Origin of the sequence: Thalassoglobus sp., assembly GCF_048270125.1 — a bacterium.
In the GTDB taxonomy this organism is placed as follows: Bacteria; Planctomycetota; Planctomycetia; order Planctomycetales; family Planctomycetaceae; genus Thalassoglobus.
Window position 1 is genome coordinate 23,418 of the sequence record NZ_JBLWTN010000021.1, and the last position, 25,683, is coordinate 49,100.

Below are 25,683 nucleotides of genomic sequence, written 5' to 3' on the forward strand. Positions count from 1 at the left end.
CACGGAGCGGAATTTGATGTTGCATGAGGCAACGGGTCACCCCACACGAACCAACCAAGAAAGAGGTTAGAAGATGGGACTTTCGATCGCCAACAATGTGGCATCACTCAACGCTCAGAACAATTTGACTCGAGCAAATGAACGATTGACGACCTCCGTCGAGCGACTTTCATCAGGATTAAAAATTAACCGGGGGGCTGATGGCCCTGCGGCATTGGTGATCTCGGAAAAGCAACGCGCTCAAATTGCCGGTCTGGAGCAATCGATTCAGAATGCTGAAAAGGCAGTCTCTCTTGTTCAGACAGCTGAAGGTGCGTTGAGTGAAATTAACTCATTGCTTGTGAAGGTGCGTTCACTCGCTATCGATTCGGCCAACACCGGGGTCAATGATAGTGATGCGTTGTCCGCGAATCAGGCAGAAATCAACAACGCTCTGGATACGATCAATCGGATCGCCAACAACACTCAATTCCTGACAAAGAAATTGCTGGATGGCTCGGCTGGGGTGGGTGGAACTCCGAACGACACCGACGTGAGCTTTTTGGGAGCAACATCCAAAACATCAGCCGGTTCCTACAACGTTGTTGTCACAACAGCAGCCGAAAAAGCGCACGTTTCGAATGGAACAGCACAGACATCCAACCTGGCTGCCGCTGAAGAATTGACTGTCAACGGGACCGTCATCAGCCTGAATGCGGGGTTGTCGCAATCTCAAGTGATTGACCGGATCAACGAATTCTCCAATCAAACCGGTGTCATCGCAGAAGACAACGGTGGGAACACTCGTCTTTACAGCTCGAACTATGGAGCTTCAGCAACGATCAGTGTGACTTCGAATATTGCAGCTGCTGCTGACAGTTCAGGTTTCGGAACTGCAACCCTGAGTGACACCGGACTGGATGTCGCCGGGACAATTGATGGCGTGGCGGCGTCTGGATCTGGCAGCGCTCTGACCGCCACGTCTGGAGCCGCTCAGGGACTGCAACTCTCCTTTGCAGGTGATCCAGCCAATGCCACTCAAACTGTCACCGGCGCACAAGGTAGCGTCACAGTGACCGACAACTCATTAACATTCCAGATCGGGCCAAATGCAAATCAAACGGCTCAAATCTCAATCAATCGGGTCAATCCGTCCTCGCTAGGCGTTGGTGTTGCCGGAAATCAATTTGCCAATCTGGATCAAATTGATGTGACCACCGGAGCCGGTTCACAAGACGCCCTTGCGGTCATCGATGCAGCTATCGACGACATTTCGAACCTGCGGGGTGACTTGGGAGCATTCCAACAGAATACGCTCAGTTCCACTGCGAATAACTTGCGAACGACCTTGGAAAATACCGTCAACGCTGAGTCTGTCATTCGTGATACCGACTTCGCTGCGGAAATTGCCAACTTCACTCAACAGCAGGTTCTCGTTCAGGCCGGAACGTCTGTCCTTGGAAATGCGAATCAATTGCCACAGTTGGTTCTTTCACTCCTCGGATAAATTTCACACAGATCCTCAAGCCTGAATTGAATCTCTCAATCTTTGAGAGCGTAATCAATCAAGCTTGTGGGTCCATAATCACCTCTGATGTTTTCTCCAGACCCGTTGAAGAACAGATTTCTTCAGCGGGTTGATTTGAACGATCAAAAACAGGAAGTCACCCCGAGGCAATCGACTCCGGGAATAAATGAACGGGTGAGACGATGATTACGATTGATGGACTGATCACAGGAATTGACACTGAAAAGATCATCGATGGACTGCTGGAAATCCAGAAAGGTCAGATAGATCGATTGCAACTTCGGCGACAAGGCATCGAAGCGAAACAGACCGCTTACGAGTCGGTGGAAGTCCAGCTTGTCTCGCTGCAATCCATCGCGGATCGACTCTCTCGACCGCAGGCGAATCTCTTTCAAAGCCGAAACGTTGAAGTCAGCGACGAGAACGCAGTCTTCGCAATCGCTAATACAAATGCCAGCAACGGGACTTATCAAATTCACATCGACAGCCTTGCCAGAACACATCAAGTCGCCTCCGCTGGATTTGCCGAAACTGACTCGGAAATCACACAAGGCACACTGGAAATTCAGGTCGGTGACGGGGAATTGAAAACCATTACCGTTGATTCATCAAACAACTCGCTGCAAAGTCTTGTGAATGCAATCAACAACGCCAAAGCGGGTGTTACCGCAACGTTGGTCAACGATGGCTCGGAATCCGGAACACCACACCGAATGCTCCTGACTGCCAATAAGACTGGTGAAGCAAACCAAATTTCAATCACGAACAACCTCGCCGGGAGCACTGGAACTGCCACCCGTCCCGCCTTTGATTTTGGCAATCCTGTACAAGCTGCCACCGATGCCCAAGTCCGACTGGGAACAGGACCAGGAGCGCTGACAGTACAAAGCGCCTCGAATGAAGTGAAAAGCCTTATCCAGGGCGTCACATTGAATCTGCTCGCTGCTGATTCAGGTCAAGAAATTCAAATCCGCGTCAATCCCAATACCGAACCCGCAACAACAGCCATCAACGATCTCGTCGACAGCTACAACGCCATCATGGATTTCGTCGATGATCTTGTTCGATTCAACCCAGAAACGGACCAGGCCGGCTTATTGATCGGAGACCGAACTGTTACCGATATTCAGAACGAAATTCGGTCAGCGATACTCGACGTTGTCCCAGAAATTGGGACAAGTGCAAATCGTCTTTCAGTCCTTGGCATTTCGATCAACAACCGGAGTCGCTTGACCATCAATGCGACACGGTTAGAGGAAGTTCTCGCCGGTAGAGTCGATGGTATCACAGAGTCCGATCTCCAAAACCTGTTTGCTTACAATCATCTCAGCACCAACCCCAGCGCGCCCACGGGAATCGGAACCCGCTTAAGCCAACTGATCGATGGCTTCACAAACATCGAATCGGGAGAACTCGGCTCTGTCAAAGAGAGTCTCCTCGACCAACTTGCCAGCCTGAACGATTCCATTGACCGCCAACAACGGATTTTTGACAACCAGCAACAAGACTTGATTGCACAATTCGTTGCCCTCGAATCATCGATTAGCGAACTCCAGACCACCAGCAGTTTCCTCTCTTCACAACTCAGCAACCTTGGGAAGATTGGAAAATAAAAGCAGTTTTTTTGCTTCTTGAAGATCGTACCGTTCGAGTCATCAACTGCTGAAGACTCACTCCAGTTGATCACGAGTTGTTCACAGCAATCCGTCAAGCTCCCAACAGCTAGAGCAGTTTGCTCTACCGTGTGCCCGTGAAGAACGCATTTCTCTAGGAAAAATGCTGTTTGCCACGAGGCAGAACCTGCAAACCAATTCGAAAGATGCTCTAGAGCCTTGTTGAAATGATGGACGCATTCCGCCTCGTGGCGAGGAGTCTATCAACTGATGAAAGCGACCTTCGTACATCACATGGATTTTCTTTCAGGATAACCCCTTACCCCGTAGCAATGAAAATGAATCCTCTTCAAACGTATCGTCAGAGCCACCAAAAGAACTGGACCCGCATCGACATGTTATTGACACTCTACCGAGAGACAGAATTGTCCTTGCGATCAGGAATTGACGCATTGAGAGTTGCAGACCATGTTGAATTTACGCTGTCTCAACTCCGATCAATTAAGCTTCTCCTGGCGATCATTGACGGAATTAAGCCTGAGCATGACGAGCTCTCTCGAAACATCTATCAACTTTGTTTATTCATTTTCCATCAAGTCTCCAGAGAGAACATCGACGGGTTACAAAACGGGTTACGAGTTTTGGTCACGCTTAAAGAAAGTTTTGAAGCGATCGAAAATGAGTCAAGACGTCTCGAAGCAGAGGGGAAGATCCCGCCTCTCGATTTCGATTTGGACGGTACACTTGCCGTTGGCTAGAGCAGCTTTCGAACTGGTGTACGGGTTCCGCCTTGTAGCGAGCAGACCATGAAGAGTAGACCATGAAATTGTGAACGCAGACTTCTCGGGCCCGAAAAGCATTGAAATTACCTTAGCTGGCGGCCTGATCAGTTTGAACATTCTTTGTTGAAAGCGTTGGTGGGACGAGGATGAGAGTCGTCAAAACCAGGGCTCCACAAAGTGAATAGCAGGTTGTGAAAACCCACCATGGAGCGTCGAAGAAGAGCAGGAAATGGACGGACTTGCCTATGAGACTTTCGCCATCAAACGGTTGTTGAGCAAGTGTGCGGAGTTCGCGTTCCCAAACAGTCAGTGGGCAGGTGATCCCAGCCCAGGCTTCATAGACAACGATCGCAATCATGATCAGATGAATACATCGAAACCAGGGATTCCGAATCCACTTCCACTTTAAGAAGTAGCCCAACAAAATCATGAGCAAACCAATCACGATCACAGCTGCATACGCGATATGCAGCAGCGCAACGAAATCAGCCAGAACTCCAAAAATTTCAATATCCATATTCTACAGAGTCGCATTGACCGAACTTTATTCCAGCGGTGAGCGAGAAAACATCCGAATATGCGCGTTGTAAGGATTACTCTGCGAGGCCAGCTTCACGACTCGCGTCAACTGCAACCTGTTGGTCCTACGACCGGTACAAGTGATTTCCAGTGTCCACAATGAAGACGAAGAGCGTTTGACGGGCCGCTTCCCTGACCTAGGCTTCAGGATTCCAGAACACTTCGCCCGCAGATCACTAAAACCGTCTCTTCGATCCGCTCACAGGAACAGGTCAATTCAATTATGTCCACGTCTCTCTCCCCAAGCGTGAACACTCTGAGCTATCTGAACTCACATCCGATGGAGTCGTCTCGACTCTTAAATTCGTTGATCGAAATCGTTCAGACTGTTGAGAATTCCCCATCGGGAAGCCCTATTGATGAAATCATCAATACGCAGATATTAAGACGCCTGCTTACAGCGATTCATTTCCGAGATATTCAAACGCTGAAGCATTCACGTCGAGTCGGCATCATCAGCGTCGGAATCGGATCTCGATTGGGTTGGGAAGATTCAGAGCTTCGACTTATTGAGATCGCTTCACTTTTGCATGATGTTGGCAAAATAGGAATTCCAGATCATATTTTGCAAAAGCCAGGTCGCCTCAGCCCGGATGAAGCTGAATACATCGCGTCTCACCATCGTGTCGCTATTGAAATCCTGCAGGCGACTCAGGCCAGCCAGGAACTCATTCAAATCGTGGCCCAGGCTCATGGGGTAAAAGTCGACACTGACGATTCGAATGAGAAAACCAGCAGTTTAGGGGCAAGGATTCTGGCTGTTGCGGACGCTTTTGAATCTCTTACCTCAGCGAGATCATATCGCCCCGCATTTGATGAAAAGAGCGCGTTGAAAATTCTCCACGAACAATCCGGGAAAGAGTTCGATCGGAACATCGTTGCGGCATTAGAAAGATGGCTGGACAGCCATGAATCACGTGGATTGCATGATAACTCCGCGGCTGAAGCGGCTGTTCAAGCTAACGCTCCCACAACAGATTCTGCAAAAGCCAACGCAGCCTGTTTCTGTCAGCTTTTTCAGTATCTCCATTTAATGGAGAGTCTGTACGATGCTTTTTATCTCATTGATGATAAGCGACGAGTTGTGATCTGGAGCATGGGGGCAGCAAAGCTGTTTGGATTTCCTGCGGTTGATCTGATTGGTCAGCCGTGGCATCGCTCAGTCGTGACTGCCAACGGCCCTAAACCGGACCCGGTCGAAGTCGCCTTCCAAAGTGCGCAGTCCAACTGTCATGCCTTGACGCTTAAAGATCTCGAAGGAAACGATCAGGAATTCGATGTTCAAACAGTTCCAATCCTGGATCTTAATCAGCGAGTTGTCGCCACCGCAGAATTGATTTGCGATGGGAATGAATCCAAAAAACACCGTGGTCAATTTCGTAAACTTCACATGGCAGCCACTCGAGATGCACTGACCGGAGTCGTCAACCGGGGTGAACTCGACGATAAAATGATTCAAGTATTCAACAAGTGGAATTCAGAACCGACAATTCCATTTAGTATCGTCTTTCTTGACATCGATCACTTCAAAGAGATAAACGATCGACTCTCACATTCCGTCGGAGATCGAGTTCTAATCGATGTGGCTCGGTTGATTCAGGACGAACTCTATTCTGGAGAAATCGTAAGTCGATATGGCGGAGAAGAGTTCGTCATTTTATGTCCAGAGACTCCTTTAGAAACTGCGCTTGAACGAGCTGAACGACTTCGCCGCGCAATCATGGGAACAAAGATCGCGGAGAGGGAGGACCTGCGAGTCACCGCGTCATTTGGAGTTGCTCAAGTCGAGCCAAATGATGATCCTGAATCACTGATGAAAGCGGCAGACAAGGCATTATATGAGGCCAAGAACTCAGGCCGAAACCGAACGTGCCACCGAAAAATCAGTGCGGTTCAGACTGCTCCAACCACAGAGCAAAAGAAACAATCCGACTGGATTCACCATGCAGAAATCACGACTTGTGTTGCAAGTTCGATGCTGCATATCAAGTTAAAGGGCTACGTTCTTGACAACATGGCAAAAATCCTCGATGTCAAAGAAGACTCGCTCCTCCTGCAAGTTGGCAGCCCTGGTCTTCTCGGTGGTTGGGGAAACAAACAGGAACGACAACCTGTCAAAGTTTGGATCGATATTCACAAACTGCCTAACAACGAAAAAGTCTCTGGGACCAGACGCATCCTCTTGAAAACAAGAACAGAACCAATTGGGCGTCCCGCCAAAAAAGATACGTTCCATACACGGGCGGCGATCGTGGTGGAATCTCTTCGGTCCTATCTCATCGCGGACTGAGATGACTGGAAAAGTCGACGATCGCTGAAACGATTTGAGGAGTGGTTTGTGCCCGTGAAGAACACATTTTATCCAGTAAAAATGCTGTTCGCCACGAGGCAGAAGCTACAAACCAATTCGAAAGATGCTCTAAGAAAAGGTAACCCAAGCGAGCACGCAGATTCCACAAGACAGACCCCACATTCCAATTCGAAACAGCCGAGAGCATTCTCGTCTCATTGGGAGGTCTGTCGGAAGAATTATTTCACGAACCGTTTCGGGAATGTTGCGACTTGCTTACTTGCAGTAAACATCTGATCTGGCGGTAGAAGCGAACTTGATGTGCACACGGCAGAGCACACCCAAGATTTTGTCTTCACGTACTTCAAGTCTTATATGTGCTGCTTCTTAGCGATCAGCTTATGAAGTCATAAAAGTGAGTTCTGCCGCAAGACAAGCATTGAAAATGCTTTAGTTCGCTGAGGCTTCTTCGGTGTATTGGGCGGCATCCAGTACGCCACCTTCCTGATGAGCGTCGCGAAAGAAGTTTCTCATTTCGATCATCGGAGGGCCGAGAAGCAGAATCAGAACGGGGGGAGCGAGGCACAAAACGACAGGGAACAGCATCTTAATCGTCGTCTTGTTTGCTTTCTCTTCCGCACGCTGCTTCGCATGTTCTCGCATGCCGTCTGAAAACTCCGTGACAGCTTGAGCAACGTGGGTTCCTGTTCGTTCCGCCTGACTGACAAGACTTGCCAACGAACTCACATCTTCGGCTTCCATTCTCTTGGCAAATTCTTTCAATGCTTTCGTCATCGTATCCGCATCTGCATGACGCCGGACAACTTCGAGTTCGACAGCAATATCAGGATGGAAAAACTCAATCTCACGTGAAACTTTGTATAGAGAATCACGCAGGGGAAGACCGCCAGTTAGGCACATCCGAACAACATCGAGTGCATCGGGAAGCCCTTTCTGCACTCGGCCAAGTCGTGCTTTCGCTTGCATACTCACGATCAGCCGAGGAACGATGTACGCAAAAACGATCGCACCAAGAGTGATGTACAGGATTGTTTGAGGTAGATCTGTTGTCGGAGGGGCCGCAACTGCCATTCCACCACCGACCACCAAAAAGATGACGACAATGAAGTTTCTGGCTGCGAGATATTCAACCATCGCGTTGGGACTGTAAAAACCCGCACGCTTGAGATCGCGACTCAGGCTCTCAAACTCTCCCGACAATCCTGGGATAGCTCCAGCGAGAGAAAGTCGGAGCTTACTCACTTTGTATTTTGTAGTTCGCGGCCCTACTTCTGCAATGTTTCGAACTCGCTGACGAGCCCGAATGACCGTCATCCCTGCCAGCAAGACGACCAGGGACGATGCAGTAAAACCAATGATTGTTGCGATGTCGACAAAATTCATAATGCATCTTCCTGCGCAAATCTAATATTGGTCTTTACGTTCAGCCTCGTGGCGAACAGTCTCTGAAGTCGCGAAAGTGATGTCCACGGACACGTCAAGCATTCGAAATGCTCTAGGCTGAACGCTCTCAATCAAATATTTGTTTTGTCTTACTCGTGTTTTAAGCCTGAACCGACCAGTTACGTTTCGTTTTTCATGAGCATGAGAACCCACAACAATCCAGTGATTTCAAGAACCACTCCAACGATCATCAGTCCTCGTCCCAGCGGGTCATTCATCAGAATGTCGATATGCTCGGGATTCAAAATCATAATTGAGAAGAACGCAACCGGAGCAAGTGCAGCGATGATTGCTGTCGAAAGTCGCCCGGCTCCAGTGGTTGCCTGAATCTGTCCGTAGATTGCCAAACGATCACGAATCACAGTCGCCATTCTTTCAAGCGTTTGCGACAAGTGACCACCACTTTGACGTTGCACCATCAGCGTTGTGGCCAGAATGCGGACTTCAACCAACGGCAATCGATGAGCAAATGTTTTGATTGATCTGTCGAAAGAGGACCCCATATTCAAGCTCTGATTGAGTCGCCCCAACTCGCTGGAGATAATTCCAGTCGATTCTTCTGCACACAATTGAATCGCTTGTTCGATACTTTGCCCTGCCCGTGTTGCCCGAGCGAGCATGTCAATGACGCTTGGCAATTGCCGTCGAATTTCTTGCAACCGACGTTTTCGTTTCACAGCGAAGAAAAGCAACGGAAGAATCAATCCAAGAATCGATCCTCCGACTCCGTAGATAGGTTGATTTGTATAGACAGCAACTCCACCACCAAAGGCCAAAGCCGATGAGAGCAGGATCAAAAAACCAGTGACCGGACTGATCTCCAATCCGGACTCGATGATCAAACGGTCGAATCCTTGATCAATTCGCCCGATTGTCGTATTGCTTATCGGACGATCATAGACCGTTTGAACTTTACGAAGAGACTTCTTGGTCGTTTTCTCACGACCGCCATAAAGCAAATCTCTCAGCAGCATCCCAACGGCTGTTGCAACCATTGAAATTGAGCCAAATGCAACGATGGTGATTTCCGCTGATCCCACAGCTTTTCCTCACTTGTGACAGGCGTCAGTACGCCAATCTGCATTTATTGAAACTGGTTGAGTCGATCAACTTGATCATTTTCGAAATCAATATCGCGATCTGCCTCACGGATCGTCGCGATTCAATTGTCGAAACCCGCTCGCCACAGCAACCGACGGAGCAAACTGCTCTAAGACCGGACAGAAACACGGCGTTTATCGAACAGTTCGTCCGGCAAGCGAACTCCAGCTGCCCTGAGTTTCGACAGACACTTCGGTCGGTATCCAGTGAAGTAAAACTCACCTTGTGCCACACCTAATTCATCGACACCTGTCTGCTCAAATCCGAAGATATCTTCCAGATGAAATCCACCTTCGCGGATACTTACGATTTCCGAAACCTGCATAACCCGTCGAATCCCACCTTTCAAACGTGCGAGATGCACGATGAGTGAAATTCCGGAGTTGATATATTGCCGAACGACAGGAATTGGCAGGTCGTACCCACTCATGGCAACCATCAATTCAAGTCGACTTAAAGCATCAAGTGAATCGTTCGCATGAATCGTGGTCAGTGAGCCTTCATGACCTGTATTCATCGCTTGAAGCATGTCGAGTGCTTCCGCACCTCGGACTTCCCCAATGATGATTCGGTCAGGACGCATTCTCAAACTGTTTCGAACCAGTGATCGTTGCGTGATCTCGCCTGTCCCTTCATTATTGGGCGGCCGAGTCTCCATGCGGACAATGTGGCGGTTCTGAAGTTGAAGTTCAGCAGAATCTTCAATAGTCACCACACGTTCATCTGACGGGATGAATTGCGTGAGTGCATTAAGAAGAGTCGTTTTCCCTGCACCGGTTCCTCCTGAAACCAGGAAGCTCACACGAGCGTCAATGGCAGCCGAAAGAAACTCAACGATGTCTTGCTGGACGGTGTTGTTATTGACCAGATCGTCAATCCGCATTGGATTCCGACCAAATCGACGAATGGACAATGAAGGCCCATCCAACGCCATCGGGGGGATGACCGCGTTGATACGCGAACCATCCGGCAACCTGGCGTCAACCATTGGGCTGAGTTCGTCGATTCGACGTCCAACTCGGGAGACGATTCGTTGAATGATGCGAATGAGATGTTTGTCATCCGCGAAGATGACATTTGACTCCTCGAGTCGCCCATGTCGTTCGACGTAAACCGTGTGAGCATTGTTGACCAGGATGTCGCTGACCGCGTCATCTCTCATCAGTGCTTCCAAAGGTCCCAGCCCGAAGACTTCATCAAAGAGTTCGTCCAGCATCCGTTCCCGGTCTGCCGTCTCAAGATCGACCTTCTCTTCAACGAGAAGTTCCTTTGAGATTTGACGAACTTCCTCGGAAAGCTCATCGTGGGAAACGTGTGCCAGCATCGACAAGTCGAGTTCGTCAACAAGCCGCTCATGGATTTTGATTTTCAACTGCTGAAAAGCAAGTTCCTGTTCGTCAACCAGAACCTCGCCGTCGGCGGGATTGAGCATCATCGTACGTGATTGCATCAGAGACATTTGCAAAATCCTTTGCGCAAAAATGGAATATCAAATCCAAGGGGCAAGAGCCCTACGAGCAACCCTGAAAGTTGTAATCAAATCAGGGTTGCGAGATGCGTCAGCCACTATTAAGGAAGATAATCCAAAGAGACATTTTCCTGATTTCGTCGAGTCGGAACGCGACCGGCGATCGGAGTCTGAACTCGCTTACCAGTTCGAAGGACTGCCGACTTGTCTTCTGCATGCTCTTCGAACTCAACAACTTCTCGGCTTCCACCGCGGTAGAGAGTCAACTGCTTCTTGTCAGGGTTAGCTTCCAATCCCAAGAGGTCGTCCATTGTGACTCGCTCTGAAGCATCTTCAAGAACAAGGTTCATCGAACCGAATTCGGCACTGCTGCTTTTTGCAGATGAAGCCGAAGATGAGCTTGAAGCTGAACTGGCTGCAGAATTCAGATTGGCAGCACTGTTGAACATGACTTGTTCTAAGTTCTCGAGCTTGTTGCGTTGGACTTGGTTATCGAGGTTGACTGGAGCGAACTCAAAGTTCCCAAAGTCATCAGGATTTCGCAGCGTCAGTGAAATTTCACCGTGACCTTCAACAACCTTCAACATTTTCGCTTGAGCTGGTGTCACAGCAAGAGTGACACTCCCGTCATTTGAAAATTCGATTCGCTTTCCAGTAAGCACAGATTTTTCCAGGGCAAGAACTTCGACCTGCTCCAGCAACGTCATTGTCACACTGGGTCGTTCCCCTTCTGGGTTGGAACGAAACAGAACATCCACAATTGAACCAGGATCTGCGAAACCAGTGATTGCTCCAATATTTTGGATTGGCACTGTTACCGCACGGAAACCAGGCTGTAACCGATCGACTACACCCGGACCAAATCCTTCGCCGTAGAAATGCTCTGGTAAAAAGAGGCTCCCCTTAGGCATATCTTGATTCAGCATCCGGTCAATGACATAGTTCGTGTTTCCGATGAACGGCTGTCCAGCGTATTTCGACTTTGCAAATTCCTCTGGTGTAAATTGGTGGATCACAATGTCGTGAAGTGAGATTTCACGACCTTTTTCGAGGTCCACACTCGCAATGGGAACGATGATCTTCTTTGGACCAGTCTTCAACCCAATATCCGAGAGTGGGGGAAGCTTTGGTTGATTCATTTGTTGCCGCACCAAAAATGCGCCGCCAAGACCAACCAGGATCGCAAATATGACGACCGTCATGGTTCCGGGACTAACACGATTCATCCTAAACTCCAGTTGTTCCAGTCAATACAAGGCGAAAATTGCGTCATGCAGTGTATCAGCGACCTGTTCCACAGGTTGCTATGTTCTCAAAATTACGGCCCGAACGGATTATTTTCACCACCAACAACCGGTGCTCCGAAAGCGTCTTTTTCAGACCCAATCAGACTTAAATCCTCATTAATCACCATGCTACCTGGTGCTTGATTAGCCACATCTTCCGGCCGGTCACCCGGCTTATCATCGTATCGTGAGTCCCCTGGCCCGAGTGGATCGTCACAGTTAACGCCCATGCCTGAAACCCTGTAACAATACGATTGGTCGAGTCGTTCAAGCGCAACCCCCACGTCACCGAACTCTTGGACGAGTTGATCGCGATAAGTCGAAAATCCGACAATCATTCCGATTGTCACCACGGTCATCAGGAACAGGTACTCCACTGAATGCACCATGCCGCAATCGTCGGCGAATAGTCTCTGACATCTTTTGAGCATCTACTTCGGTCCTTTCATTCAGGTTTAGAAGGACAGAACAAATCCCGTGCCAGAACAGAGAGGAATCTGGATTGAAGAACTTTCAAGACCTTCGCCCGGTGAAAAGGCTGGAAACAACGATGGCTCAATGAATTAGGACGACCCGTTTCCCACACCAGATAGAATGTCTCTTCTGTAAACGCTGGTTTTCAATTCTGAGTCCCTTTACACTTCAAGACACATAGAGCATCTTTCGAATTGGTTTGCAGGATCTGCCTCGTGGCGAACAGCATTTTTACTAGAGAAATGCGTTATTCACGGGCAAACGGTAGAGCAAACTGCTCTAGCCGGAGCTTGAATCAGAACCGATCCGACCTCACGATGCTGAGGGCCTGAGTTCACCGTTTGAGATGTGAAACCCAGGATTCCGGGGACGTTTTTAAGAGGCGTGAAACCACATTCATGGCATCACACTGAGGAGTCGAATCAGCAAACCAGATTCGCCCATCCTTCCCCAAAGTCACAACTTCACCATTCCGATTCAGTATGCGCTTGAGAGTCGCTGGACCAATCGCACGTCCCCGTCCGTCCAGTACATGCACAGTCTGAGAGTCAGGACGAATGAGAAATCCGACATCGACGTGAGCGTCACGAACTTCGCAGCGAAACATTTCAGCCTGAAGCGGAAAGTCTGATGAAGAAAAATTCAGTTCGAGAAAATTGATCTCACAGCCAATTTCAAACAGGATCGTTCCCAAAATCTGCATCGTCAGTGGATCACCACATGCGAGCGCAATGCGAAGCGGTTTGCAATCATCGAAAAGTTGGCGGACATGCTGTTCATAGCGATCAAGTAAGGAAAATGCCTGATAGTTCCCTGCATGACGACTACTTCGACTCGCAGGAGAATTGAGCCGAGTCAATAGTGTCGTTAACTCTCCAGGGTGAGCCCATTCTCGACCATCCCCATCGAGGATGTCCAATCCATTGACGCCATCAACCCCGTTACCGCCGGTGACAAAAATTCCTAAGTCGGCGCGGAATTGAGAAATTGCAAAATCAAAGCAGGCTCGGCTGGTCTGTCCCAAGTCGATGATCTCGCATCCAGACCTTTTCAAAACAGAGACAACCCCCACTGCCAGATCCGCTGAAGAAGGCCGCCAATCGTAAGCCACGAGAACATGGAGAGCAGAATCGCTCAGTAAAGTTGTGGAACTGTCGGCATATTCATCATCGACACTCGATTCAGAGCCGTGATTTAGCGCAAAAAGCTCAACGGCATGCTCCACAAGTTTTGAAATCACAGGCCGAGTGATCTCGTTCAGATAGAGACCTCTGATCCCGACTCCTCTGTCAAGAAACCCTAAATACTGCGACACCTGCTGACTCTTTTTGTCAGCTCGATTGACTTTTTTTGACACTTCACAAGGAAGCGTTGCAGTATCAAATCGATGCTCGCAATTTGAACAAGCGTCGTAGCCAGAAGATAAACGTGCCAGATGGACCGATTTCGAAATAGGCTGCGTCTCTCCAGGACAGAGATAGACCTTCCCGATCGGGATTGGTTCTGATTGCTGGTCGCTTCCATCCATGGAATGGTATTGCCTGTTGAAAGGTGGATGAATGCATGATCCTACGAGTACACCTCTCCCCCCGTCAATCGGAACCATCAGCCTTCCCGACTTGCCAAGTTTGCAAACCAATTTGCAGCTTGCGTCAGAGATGTAATCCGTAGCCTGCTGGAGAGTCAATCACTTCATCGGTATTGTAATTACGCACTTTGCGATCTACGCGCACTTCCAATTGTTGCTGAAATAATCGAAATTGCTCTTCAGCTTCGGCAGGAGACTCTGTCGTGTGGAGTTCAATGCTTTTCATATCGTCTGCATGACATAACCGAAGATGGTACACGTACGAGAGACTTGAAGAGTTTGACTTTCGAAGAGTTGTGACCTTCATTTGAAGTCGAAATCGATTCAGCGGCTCTTCCCAACGTTTTTCTCCCCAAGGGCGAAGTGTCGCTTCTTCAACTGTTTGATTGGAGATGATCGTTTGAATCGTCGTGAACAGGTTCAACAGCCCCCACGTAAAAATAGCCCCGACAATCATCAGGAAGAAGGCGGGGAAGGGAATCATAATCCAGATCTCATTCTGGACCAGAAAGATCAGCGAATAGAGTATCGCGATCAGAAACGGAAGCGAAAAGCCGCAGAGTGCGAGCCCGAAGCGTCGATTTGTTTCCATTCGTTCCGCTGGAAGCTCGGAAAGATCAAATCGATACTGACCGTTAACACAACGCTGCACACTTAACACTTTTTACAAACTCCCTATTGTCCAGAATCGCAGGACGTCCCAAGAGCAAATCCAGAGCATCTTTCGAATCGGTTGGCAGGTTCTTCTTCGTGGCGAACAGCATTTTTACTGGAGAAATGCGTTCTTCACAGGTACACGGTAGAGCAAACTGCTTTAAAAAGCTGCCTCTGATACGATCAACTGTGGGGTTGAAAACGAAAAACCCTGATGTATTAAATCAGGGTTTTTCGAGTGTCGTAGAAGTCAGACTGAGTCGCTCAGTTACTTCTTCTTGATATCAAAATCGAATGTTCCGCCACCTTCAGCGACATCTGCACTCTCAGGGGTTTGACTAGAGTCAGCGTAAACAGGGGCGAGATCATTTTCAGCTCCAGCATCTGCTGCCATTTCGTCGGGGCCAAGTGCTGTCCCATCTGGTTTCAAGAGTCGTGAAAACGTCACTCGGTATTTCCCAGCTGGAATACCTTGTTCTTCAGCAGAAACAGCTAAAGTGTATTTTCCAGCCTCATCCGTAGTTCCGCTGGCTGCAACTTGATCGGCTCCCGCGCCATCCGCCGGGACAAATGTGATGGAAACTCCTTTGGCAGCTTCTCCGTTGACTTTCACAGTTCCAGTAACTGGATTGAGTTTGAGTTCAGGCTTATCACTTCCTCCCCCACAACCCGACAGCATCCCTACAACACAACCAACAGCAAAAATTTTCTGCAGCACAGTCAGCATTAAAATACTCCAAGATCTTTAATCGAAGAAGCGGGTGGGACTCAAAGTCCCACCCGCAGAAAACGCTAGAGCAATTGGCGATTAGAACTCACCAACAGGCTGACCATCCGCAATGTACCCAAGTCGTTCTCGGGTTGTGCCGTCAATGTTTTCGCTGATGAATCGAACAGCACCATCCCCTAAGAGAACATGTGCTCCACCGGTGTGCAAACTTCCGACAGTCGACCAGTCTCCGAGACGACCAACAATCTCTGGTGTTCGTGTGAAGGGAGATGAATCCCAGCTACAACATTTCCAGAAGTTAATTCCACGTGAGTACTGGAGATCGACTCCATGACCAACCCACTTCGAATATCCCCAAGCTTGGGGTCTTCCGTTCCAGGTTTGTCGGGTTGTTTCCGCAACGACAACCGTATTACTTGATCCATCTCGCAAGTCACGAAACTTTGAACAGCCATCGTGTCCGAATGCTCGACGTGTTGTGCGAGAGTCAGACAACCAGTTGGGACACCACGATGATGTTCGTCGAACATTAAAATCGTAGTTTGTGTAAGCACCGAACTGACTACTTGTTGCTCCGATCGCGTAGTTCACGTCTGTGGTACTATTGTATTTCTCCGGTCCATCATCAGATGGGCACATGAACATCGGAATGATTGTTGAAACGACAATATCGTTGGCATTCCCAGGTTCACCAGGTAGTGGTCCTGTATAAGTTCCACCGGCACGTGCAGTTGCTGCAGCAAGGTCAAAGTCAAACTGATTGTAAAGTGGTGCTTGCTCAATGAATGGAAGCATCAAAAGCCATCCACGATGGTTCAATGAATGCCCCGTTCCAACTGCTCCTGAAGTACATGAACTACTATGTGACACTGAATAAGGAAAAACGCTGTGTGTGTCGTGATAGTTATGTAACGCAATCCCGATTTGCTTCATGTTGTTCTTACATGTTGACCGCCGTGCTGCCTCGCGAGCCTGCTGGACTGCGGGTAGAAGAAGAGCGACCAGGATTGCGATAATCGCAATCACAACCAGCAACTCAATGAGTGTGAAACCACGTCTCGATCGCGCTAACATTAGATTTCTCCAAGAAGTAAAAAATGAAGGAATGAAAATTCCTGTTCTCAAGAAATTGAGAGGATTCGATAGGAATGCTAACTCTATGGTATCAACGAACACTCATCCGTCAATGTTTATCCTAGCCTTATTTGAACCAAATCGGGCCTTCAGTGAGGACTTCTTGGTACATATTTTGGGCTTTTGAGGATAAAGACTTCAATCGGTCGGGAAATTGTTGGGAAACGTCCATTTTTTCGGAAATATCTTCTGAAATATGATACAGCTCGAAATGGTCCAATTTTGAGGCCTTCAGCAGGGGAACAACTCCTCGCTTCAATGATCCCCCGACAGGCATATTTGCAGGACCATCCCAGCGGGCAACAACTTTCCAATCCCCTTCACGCAGTGCGACTTGACGATTCCCAGTGCCCCCGAAGTAATGCCAAAACAGTGGTTTTTGACGCTCGACCTGCTTGCCGATTAACAAGTTTGTGAGGCTTGTCCCGTCGAGTGGTTTTGACTTCGGCACGTCCACGCCTGCAAGCTCGCACAAGGTTGGCAGGAAATCGACACCACTGACAGGCTCAGCTGACGTCTGTCCCGCTTTAACCTTTTCTGTCCAGCGAATGATTCCCGGAACACGAATTCCTCCCTCATAAACATGGAGCTTCATCCCTCGCAGGGGACCAGAAGATCCATGAGAGCGCCAGGCACTTTTGTAGCGATTCAGCGTCTCCGGACCATTGTCAGAAGTGAAGATCACCAGCGTTTCCTCATTGATCTTCAATTCGTCGAGCTTCTCCATCATTCGCCCGACTGCGGAATCCATGTTGGTCACGTTGGCGTAGTAAAGTGCTTCCCCCCTCTTTTCCGCATCGGGATAGGCTGCAACCATTTCGTCGGGCGAATCAATCGGTTCATGTGGTTCATGAAAACAGACAAACATGAAGAACGGATTTTCACTCTGCTTCCGTTCTTCCAGCCAGTCAATCGCCTCATCTGCTACGAGTTGACAGGAAAACCCCTCCTGATCCCCTACCTCTGTCCCATTCCGCACAAAATTTTTCGGGTTTTTATGTGTGGGGCTCGCATTGTTTTGAGTTGCGAACCAGTGGTCGAATCCGTGATCGTTGGGTTGTGTTTGGTCGGGATGATTGAACTTGCCGTTGAGATGCCATTTTCCGACATGGCAGGTATCGTAATTTGCAGCCTTCAGTAATGTCGCAATCGTTTTTTCATCCCGCTTCAGATTCATGGGATTCCCTTCTGCGATCCAGGAATAGATTCCGGTCCGCGACGGGGTCCGACCTGTCAGTAAGCCAGCTCGGGCGGGAGAGCAGAGTGGAGAGGCGGAATAACAATCTGTTAACCGAATTCCCTGCGAAGCAAGCTTGTCCAGATGCGGAGTGCGAATCGATTCGCTTCCGTAACATCCCAAGCCTCCATATCCGAGGTCATCACACAGGATGACAAGAAAATTGGGGCGGTCGCTCCCGAAGAGAGATTGTTGCGACCATCCCAGCAAAACGATTGTCGCCAGCAACACGCGATTGAACATAAACTCGCTCCACTGAATCTGTACTAAAGCAGTTTGCTCTCCATGTGCCCTTGAAGAACGCGTTTCACCAGCGAAATTGCTGTTCGCCACAAGTCAGGACACGAACACCAACTCGAAAAACAAGAAATGAAAGAAAGAGTTCCAAGGACTTCATTGCGTCAACTCACTATGAAATCACATCAACATGACAAGCCCCTCCAGACTACGTAAGCGTCCGTAAACAGCAAGAACGTGAGCTGCGGAGTGCATTTCCGGTTCGATCGTCACACTGACATGGCGTCCGCCAGCGGTAGTCCGAGTCGAGAATGAAGGTTCAACCCCTTCTTCGAGTTCGGCCAGTACAGCAGCGAGAACACGTCCGACAAAGGAATCGTCAACTGAACCGATCACTTTGAAACGATATTCACATGGAAAGGTATGAGTCGATTCCAATAGTTCTTCGTCTGGGAATCCTTCAAGCATCGTAATGTTTCTTCTCTCAAAGACAGTCAGAACTGCTGACAGAACTCCTGAAGTCGTTTTCATCCATGAGCATGACGAGTTCGCAGTCAGGCTTTGTCACAGTTCTTTAAGTTTTACTGGATAGTTTTTTATCAATGCCAGCTCTCTCCTCGCCAGCAGAACAGGAACCCGCTCTTCCCGGAGTTACGAGAAGAGCGGGCGGTTATGGCGTCAGCTCGCGGCCGTACTGCTCTAGTGAAATCGAATCACTGGGATCGTCAGCATGACTCGCTCTTCAGCCAGGAAGTCGAGCTGAAGAAGTGCCTCTTGAATCATTTCCACTCGCAGCGGATCAAGTTGTTGAAGCGTCGGTGTCAATGCAGACCAAATTCCCAGCGATAGTCGCTTGTCGTCGTCGCTCTTTGGTGGTGCAAGATCCTCTACCAGAACTTCCATGAAGTTTTTGGCACGAGGAACAGTTCGAACTTCGTAATCTTTGAGATCGAGGTCTTTGACGAGGTAATCAATCGCGTCATCTAACGAACCGAGTTCGTCAACCAGACCTAACTCAAGCGCCTGTGCTCCGGTGTACACTCGACCGCCGGCAATCTCGTCAATGTCTTTGCTGAGCTTGCCTTCACGTCCTGAAGTGACGTGCCCTTTGAAAACTCCATAGATCGAATCCATCCACCCTTGGAGTTCATCGCGATCTTCATTACTGAAAGGCTTTGATGAGTGAAGGAGATCTGCCTTGTCACCACGCTTGATCGGTTCAAAATTGATTCCGACTCTGTTCCACAGTTTTGCAGTCGCCAGTTTCCCTGCAACCACACCGATAGAACCTGTGATGGTGCTCGGATTCGCAAAGATACGATTTGCTCGACAGGATACATAATATCCGCCACTAGCTGCATAGTTGCCCATCGAAACGACTACTGGCTTTTTCTTCTGGAGTTCCGTGATCGCCTGCAACATGATTTCCGAAGCCGTCGCCGATCCCCCCGGAGAATTCACGCGTAGAATTACGCCACGGATTCGAGGTTCGGCAGCGATGGAATCCAATGCTTTTCGAATTTCTTCGCTGAACGCTCCCTCCGTTGCCCCGAACGGAGACGCCTGTTTTTTGCCCAAGTAAATCGCCCCGTCAATGTGGACAATGGCGATCGCATCTTTTGTGGAACGACGTTGCTTCGGTCCCGAGAGAATTTCTGCCCAAAGCTGCAAGGCTGCAAAAGGATTGTTGAGATCGATTTCTTTACCGGTCTTTTTACCGTATTTTTTGTCAAACTTCACAGTCACCCCATGAGTCTTCTTGATGAATGACGTGAGTTGCTCTCGCGTGAAGACTTCATCAGTCAGCCCGGCCTCTTTCGCGGTCTCAGCTGAATAGAGTCCTTTGTTGATCCATTTCTCGACCTGCGCGTCGTCAACTTTTCGACCTTGAGAGATGCTGGACTTCAAACCAGCATAGATCCCGTCGTACAGCCATTTGCTCATTTCCTGAGACTGCTCACTAGGCCCTTTGCGCATGAACATCTCGGCAGCACTTTTATAATCGCCGCACGTCAGGAAGTCTGGCTGGACCTGGAGCATGTCGAGCAGGCCCCGCAAATACATTTGCTCACCATAGATCCCGTTGATCCAGACATCTCCAGTTGGCGAGACACAAATTTTCGTCGCTCCGCTGAGAGTTGCGTACGGCGCTGTTTTCAGCGAATCAGCGTGAGCGTAGACAGGCTTTTTTGCAGCAGTCTCTCGAATCGCTTCAGCGATTTCCTCAGATTGTGCATGCCCTACAGAACTCGCTCCCAAAAGCACAACAGCTGCGACGTCTGCGTCTTCGCTTGCCTTTTTAAGACGTCCTGTGAAAGATCGGAGTGACTCATTTCCGATGCTGCCAAAGATCGGATCGTCCGGGGTCGGTTTATCTGTAATGGCTCCTCCCAGATCAAAAACCGCCACAGTGCCTGGTTCTTTCTTGTCGTCCTTGTCCTTATCTTGAGCGAAGCAAGGAGTGAGCAGGGTCACACTCAGTAGTGAAAACGTCGTAATAAGGGTTCGCATCCGAAAATCCATTTTTATCTTTCTCCAGAAAGGCAACTTCGTCGAGCTGAAGCGGGAAAATTCTAGGAACACGTCCATTGATTGTGTTCCAGATGATATTGTGAGCCAGACTGTATCAGCTTGACAACCGCTGAGCACTCGGATTTTATCGCGAGTGAAAGAAACCGGCTTTTTAGAACCAGTCCGAAAACCTCTGGAATCGTCGCTTTCCTCAACGTTTGAGAGAGCAATTTCAAGTTTCAGGACCAGCTCTAGTAAAATGGTTCCCTCTTCATTCGTCGAGCCTGGTAAAGTCTTAGCAGACAATCGGTTGAGAGAAGAATCTCGAGGTTTTCCACGAATTCCAGATCCCCATAGACTGCACACTAAGTAGTCCGGGACCATGTAGTCCGGGACCATTGTCCCGGACCAGCCAAAGAGAACAGTGTCCAGAACGACAGGTCTGTCATCTCTAATCGCTCGCAATCATGAACTTCTATGAGCATCTTTGGGAAGGAGACCAAATATTGGATTCAGGTCGTTCTATTTGAAATTCGAATTTCATATCATTTCACCTTGGTCCCTCAATTCTGAACAGCTCTGACAGAACTGTTGATACAGTGCAGTTGACACAATTGCCGCCGAAACAGCTGTGATTGAACTGATCATCAATCACAGGTTCGGAGCTTTCATAGAGGTCAGTACCCTTTCACTTTTGTCCAGCGGCCTGAACTGGACATCATTTTTAAGTTGCGGTCTTTGAGACTGCGTTTCGATATCTGAAAGACTCTGTTGATGTGGGAATCACTCCGGGGACACCAAGCACAAATTGAAATGTTTCGGCGCGCCATTCAGCGAAACCGAACGGCTCATGCCTATCTGTTCGTCGGTCCGTCCGGGATCGGCAAGAAGTTGTTCGCTCGCAATATGGCACAATCTCTCTTTTGCGAACGTTGCCCAGACAGCGACTTCAATGCTTGTGGAGAATGCTCGTCGTGCAAACAAATCCAAGCTGACACACATCCAGATTTGTTGGCGATTGGTTGCCCTGAAGGAAAGCGGGAACTCCCTATTGAGCTACTCATCGGGTCTCGCGAACAACGTGGACGAACCGGGTTATGTCATGAGCTGGCTCTCCGCCCGATGTCCGCCTCGCGGCGAATTGCCATTATCGATGATGCCGAAACCATGAACGAAGCAAGTGCGAACTCACTTCTTAAAACACTTGAGGAGCCGCCACCAGGAGTCATTCTGTTTCTCATCGCTCCTGATACAGATCCCATATTGCCAACGATTCGGTCACGATGTCAAACTGTCCGTTTTTCGACGTTAAGTGAACAAGACATCGAAGAGTTGCTGATTGAAAACGAAGACGTTCAGAACGAAGCGCAGGCAAAATCGATCAGCCAGTTTGCTGAAGGAAACTTGACAACTGCACGGCAGTTGCTGGATACCGGACTGCTGCAATTGAAAGCGACTGTCGAAAACTGCCTGAAGGAAACTCCCGTCAACAGTCTGCGTTCAGTGAAGGCCATCAATGCGGTTTTCGAAGAAATTGGGGGCGACACTTCTCAACAACGACAGAACATGCGCTGGGCCAACCAGTTTTGTATCGACTTCCTTCGCCGAAGTCTCCGAGAAACGTCTGATCCAACAACTTCAGATAAACTCGCACTGATGATGGACCGCTGTTTTGAAGCGGAGCAGCACTTGAAACAGACAATGGCAATTCCGTTATGCCTCGATTCGTTGTTTGATGACCTCGCTAGAATCTCCAGAACGCCTGTTCCAGTTTGATTCACGATTACCGATCCGAGCGTATTTCTTCACTTTGACACTCCACTCAAAGCAAGCGATGCCGTATCATGCTGGCAGCGAAAAAAGTCAACATCTTGACTCGTGCCGCTCGACATCACTTCCACACTCCTTCACATCCACCGCAGAACGTCCATGACTCAACGGCTCATAACAGATCTTTCAAGAGATGAACTGCTTGCATGGGTTGAAGCGACCGGGAATGCCTCTTACCGCGCAGACCAGATCCGTCGTTGGACTTACGGAAAACGCGTGTCGTCATTTGATGAAATGCACGACATCCCTGCGACGCTCAGAGCAAGCCTCGCCGAGGACTTCACATTCTTCGCATCGAAAATTGTGCGGCATCAAGTCTCTCAAGATGGAACAGAAAAACTTCTGCTGGAAATGCGCGACGGTGAGAACGTCGAATGCGTCTTGATGCGAGAAGAGAAGCGACAAACGGTTTGTGTGAGCACTCAGGTCGGATGTGCGATGGGCTGCGTCTTTTGTGCCAGTGGACTCATGGGTCTAAAACGCGACCTTACAACCGGCGAAATCCTCGATCAAATCTTGAGACTCGATCGCCTGCTTTCTCTTGAAGAGCGAATCACCAACGTGGTCATCATGGGGATGGGGGAACCATTAGCAAATTTGAAAAACCTGATTCCCGCTCTCCTGACGCTCAACGAGAAGGGAGGCATGGGACTAGGCGCACGCAGGATCACGGTCTCCACTGTCGGACTTCCCGAGAAGATTCACGAACTGAGCGAAATCAATATCCCGTTCAATCTGGCGGTTTCACTGCACGCTCCGAATAACGATTTGCGAAACGAAATCGTCCCCGTGAACAAAAACATTCGCCTGGAAAGAATCTTGCAGGCTGCTGATCATTACTTCGAGAAAACGGGTCGCCGGATCACTTATGAATATGTTTTGCTCTCCGGTGTCAACGATGCTGATGAGCACGCCCGCGAGTTGGGAGAGTTACTCACTCACCGCAACGCTCATGTGAACCTGATTCCAATGAACGATGTTGCTCCCCTCTCTTTAACGGCTCCATCTGCTCCAAGAACAAATCAATTCGTCGAAACGTTGAAATCCTGGAACGTAAACGCCACTGTGCGTAAACGAAAAGGAGCGGATATCGATGCCGCATGCGGTCAATTGCGACTCGAACAGGAATCTGGCGGCGACCCCAACTTACACGCTCTCGAAATCAACTCTTAGGGCAACTTGCAGCACTGCCTGCCTTGTAAGACACGAACATCAGTTCGAAAAATGCGATAGTGCCGAGACGCGTCGAATCAAGTTCAATGGAGTATGAGACTGGATGTGGCAACTGAGTGTTCAAGGACCTGAGCCTAGACAACGTTGGAAGCAACGCTTGGAAAATCGCCGCTCGTACACGGTTGGACGCGAGCAGCAATGCGATCTCCCAGTGATTTGGGAACCGCAACTTTCCCGCCAACATTTCTCTTTGAAAGTCGAGCGAGAGACAGTCACTCTGTCCGTTTCTGAAGGTGCGCAAAACCCTGTCTTCCACCAAGGGGAACAAATTCAGCCAGGAACACATGTCGCACCAGAAAAATTTGTGGTCGGCAAGACTGCTTTTTACCTGAATAAAATTTCACCGACTTCCAACTCGCCCGATGCACCATTTCAAGAGTTGACCTTTTCAAATCAAGAGTTGCAGAAAGTCGAGTTTGCTGATGCCGATCGTCGTCTGGAGGCACTCGCACGTTTGCCTGAAGTAATCAACGAGTCCGCTTCCAAAGAAGAGTCCGCCTCGAAATTGATCTCAGTCATTCTCGCCGGGATCCGACACTCCGAAGCCGCAGCCGTTGTTTCTCTCGACTCGAATCGCCAAATGGACATCCACGCCTGGGAACGTCGAAACGAAACGGAAGGAGTCTTCAAACCGAGTGCTCGACTTCTGAGAGATGCGATCGACGGAAAACGGTCGGTCCTTCATGTTTGGGAGAACAGCAATGAAGTTGGCCAGCAATATACAATGGCAGCGGAGTTTGACTGGGCATTTTGTGTCCCAATACAGGTTTCTGAGCGTGAGCCGTGGGGGATCTACGTTGCAGGTCAGCTCGACACTCCTTTTCTCGAAGGGGGGCATCTGCGGCAGAACATTCAGTCCGATGTCCGGTTTGCACAACTGGTCGGCGAGGTCATCAGTTCATCGCAGCGAATGAACCGGATGGAAGGACAATTATCAGTTCTTCGCCGATTCCTCTCACCGCCGATCCTCAGAGCTCTGGAAGATACTGGACACAACCATGAGTTGAATATTGACCTACTGAAACCACGCGAGTGTGACGTGACTGTGCTCTTCTGTGACCTGCGAGGTTTTAGTCATCGCGCAGAAGAATCGGCCGATGATTTGACGGGATTGCTTGATCGAGTCAACGGAGCATTGGAAGTGATGTCGAGCGAGATTCTCGACCACGGTGGTGTCACTGGAGACTTTCTCGGTGATGCCGTTCTCGGTTTTTGGGGCTGGCCATTTAGCTCAGAGGATGCCCCCCTGAAAGCTTGCCGGGCTGCCTTGTCAATTCGGCACGAATTCACACGCATCCAACAGGAAGATGGTCATCCGCTACAGGACTTTCAAGTCGGAATTGGGATCGCTCACGGGCGTGCCGTCGCGGGACAAATCGGAACAAGCGGCCGTATGGCGGTCACCGTATTCGGCCCTGTTGTCAACCTGGCGAGCCGTCTGGAAGGCATGACGAAAAAACTCCGCGTCCCCATCGTCATGGATGAAGCGACAACACAGATTGCCCGCGAACGACTTTCAGAAGGCGAAGGTCGCGTGAGGAAACTGGCTCGAGTTCTTCCGTACGGTTTGGAAAATATTCTCAACGTCAGCGAACTTGTCCCTCCGGCAGGAGAAGATTCCGAATTGTCGGACGACCAGATTCGGGTCTATGAGAACGGTGTCGAACAGTTCATGAATGGTGACTGGGAAGAAGCCTACCGTTTGTTACACTCGATGCCATCGAGTGATCAGGCACAGGACTTTCTGTTGGCAATCATCACTCAAAACAATCGGCGGGCCCCTGCAAATTGGCGGGGAGTCATTGAGCTTCCTAACAAGTGAAAACGACTACTTTTTTGACGACTTTCTCAACAGTCAAAAAAGCTCGCTGAGACGCTTCACTCTTTCATTCATTTGTGGTTAAATCAATTTTCTATGTTCATTTCAAGTTGAGTGGTCTCACTCGAACCTCATTGGTCACGGCC

The 25,683-nt window shown here is 49.2% G+C and carries 20 protein-coding genes; 7 read left to right on the plus strand and 13 right to left on the minus strand.

Annotated elements, in window-relative coordinates; translation table 11 throughout:
* Positions 1–73: 73 nt before the first annotated feature.
* From ACN0YR_RS18845 to ACN0YR_RS18855, 3 genes are all read left to right on the plus strand, one after another.
* Positions 74–1,486, plus strand: coding sequence for a flagellin (locus tag ACN0YR_RS18845; RefSeq protein ID WP_417850761.1), 1,413 nt, complete (start codon positions 74–76; stop codon positions 1,484–1,486).
* Positions 1,487–1,689: 203 nt separating this feature from the next.
* On the plus strand, positions 1,690–3,120 hold the full coding sequence (gene fliD / locus ACN0YR_RS18850; protein WP_417850762.1) for a flagellar filament capping protein FliD: 1,431 nt from the start codon (positions 1,690–1,692) through the stop codon (positions 3,118–3,120).
* Between the two features lie 338 nt (positions 3,121–3,458).
* On the plus strand, positions 3,459–3,878 hold the full coding sequence (locus tag ACN0YR_RS18855) for a hypothetical protein (protein WP_417850763.1): 420 nt from the start codon (positions 3,459–3,461) through the stop codon (positions 3,876–3,878).
* Between the two features lie 112 nt (positions 3,879–3,990).
* Here ACN0YR_RS18855 and ACN0YR_RS18860 read toward each other — a convergent pair whose 3' ends face one another.
* Positions 3,991–4,419, minus strand: coding sequence for a DUF2784 domain-containing protein (locus tag ACN0YR_RS18860; RefSeq protein WP_417850764.1), 429 nt, complete (start codon positions 4,417–4,419; stop codon positions 3,991–3,993).
* Positions 4,420–4,704: 285 nt separating this feature from the next.
* On the opposite strand from ACN0YR_RS18860, the gene ACN0YR_RS18865 reads away from it, so the two are divergent.
* On the plus strand, positions 4,705–6,771 hold the full coding sequence (locus tag ACN0YR_RS18865; protein WP_417850765.1) for a diguanylate cyclase: 2,067 nt from the start codon (positions 4,705–4,707) through the stop codon (positions 6,769–6,771).
* Between the two features lie 450 nt (positions 6,772–7,221).
* Here the strand turns inward: ACN0YR_RS18865 and ACN0YR_RS18870 are convergent, their stop codons facing one another.
* From ACN0YR_RS18870 to sppA, 12 genes are all read right to left on the minus strand, one after another.
* On the minus strand, positions 7,222–8,175 hold the full coding sequence (locus ACN0YR_RS18870) for a type II secretion system F family protein (RefSeq protein WP_417850766.1): 954 nt from the start codon (positions 8,173–8,175) through the stop codon (positions 7,222–7,224).
* A 179-nt stretch (positions 8,176–8,354) separates the two neighbouring features.
* Positions 8,355–9,275 (minus strand): type II secretion system F family protein, encoded by a 921-nt coding sequence (locus ACN0YR_RS18875; RefSeq protein ID WP_417850767.1) that lies wholly within the window; start codon positions 9,273–9,275, stop codon positions 8,355–8,357.
* Positions 9,276–9,445: 170 nt separating this feature from the next.
* On the minus strand, positions 9,446–10,786 hold the full coding sequence (locus tag ACN0YR_RS18880; protein ID WP_417850820.1) for a CpaF family protein: 1,341 nt from the start codon (positions 10,784–10,786) through the stop codon (positions 9,446–9,448).
* 119 nt (positions 10,787–10,905) lie between these two features.
* Entirely contained in the window at positions 10,906–12,030 is a 1,125-nt protein-coding gene (gene cpaB / locus ACN0YR_RS18885) for a Flp pilus assembly protein CpaB (protein ID WP_417850768.1), read from the minus strand.
* Positions 12,031–12,122: 92 nt separating this feature from the next.
* Positions 12,123–12,479 (minus strand): hypothetical protein, encoded by a 357-nt coding sequence (locus ACN0YR_RS18890; RefSeq protein ID WP_417850769.1) that lies wholly within the window; start codon positions 12,477–12,479, stop codon positions 12,123–12,125.
* A gap of 419 nt (positions 12,480–12,898) precedes the next feature.
* The gene (locus ACN0YR_RS18895) at positions 12,899–13,879 is read right to left on the minus strand and encodes a hypothetical protein (RefSeq protein ID WP_417850770.1); all 981 of its coding nucleotides are present in this window, start codon (positions 13,877–13,879) and stop codon (positions 12,899–12,901) included.
* Positions 13,880–14,216: 337 nt separating this feature from the next.
* On the minus strand, positions 14,217–14,804 hold the full coding sequence (locus ACN0YR_RS18900; protein ID WP_417850771.1) for a hypothetical protein: 588 nt from the start codon (positions 14,802–14,804) through the stop codon (positions 14,217–14,219).
* A gap of 270 nt (positions 14,805–15,074) precedes the next feature.
* On the minus strand, positions 15,075–15,533 hold the full coding sequence (locus ACN0YR_RS18905; RefSeq protein ID WP_417850772.1) for a carboxypeptidase-like regulatory domain-containing protein: 459 nt from the start codon (positions 15,531–15,533) through the stop codon (positions 15,075–15,077).
* Positions 15,534–15,614: 81 nt separating this feature from the next.
* Positions 15,615–16,610 (minus strand): DUF1559 domain-containing protein, encoded by a 996-nt coding sequence (locus tag ACN0YR_RS18910; RefSeq protein WP_417850773.1) that lies wholly within the window; start codon positions 16,608–16,610, stop codon positions 15,615–15,617.
* Between the two features lie 127 nt (positions 16,611–16,737).
* A complete protein-coding gene (locus tag ACN0YR_RS18915; RefSeq protein WP_417850774.1) occupies positions 16,738–18,150 on the minus strand; it encodes a sulfatase-like hydrolase/transferase in 1,413 nt (470 codons plus the stop codon).
* A gap of 174 nt (positions 18,151–18,324) precedes the next feature.
* Entirely contained in the window at positions 18,325–18,675 is a 351-nt protein-coding gene (locus ACN0YR_RS18920) for a YbeD family protein (protein ID WP_417850775.1), read from the minus strand.
* Between the two features lie 168 nt (positions 18,676–18,843).
* Positions 18,844–20,655, minus strand: coding sequence for a signal peptide peptidase SppA (gene sppA / locus ACN0YR_RS18925; RefSeq protein WP_417850776.1), 1,812 nt, complete (start codon positions 20,653–20,655; stop codon positions 18,844–18,846).
* Positions 20,656–21,429: 774 nt separating this feature from the next.
* Between sppA and holB the strand changes: the two genes are divergently transcribed.
* The 3 genes from holB (at position 21,430) to ACN0YR_RS18940 (ending at position 25,540) form a co-directional block, all read left to right on the plus strand.
* A complete protein-coding gene (holB, locus tag ACN0YR_RS18930; RefSeq protein WP_417850777.1) occupies positions 21,430–22,431 on the plus strand; it encodes a DNA polymerase III subunit delta' in 1,002 nt (333 codons plus the stop codon).
* A gap of 153 nt (positions 22,432–22,584) precedes the next feature.
* On the plus strand, positions 22,585–23,658 hold the full coding sequence (gene rlmN, locus ACN0YR_RS18935; protein ID WP_417850778.1) for a 23S rRNA (adenine(2503)-C(2))-methyltransferase RlmN: 1,074 nt from the start codon (positions 22,585–22,587) through the stop codon (positions 23,656–23,658).
* A 157-nt stretch (positions 23,659–23,815) separates the two neighbouring features.
* Positions 23,816–25,540, plus strand: coding sequence for an adenylate/guanylate cyclase domain-containing protein (locus ACN0YR_RS18940; RefSeq protein ID WP_417850779.1), 1,725 nt, complete (start codon positions 23,816–23,818; stop codon positions 25,538–25,540).
* Positions 25,541–25,683: the final 143 nt, after the last annotated feature.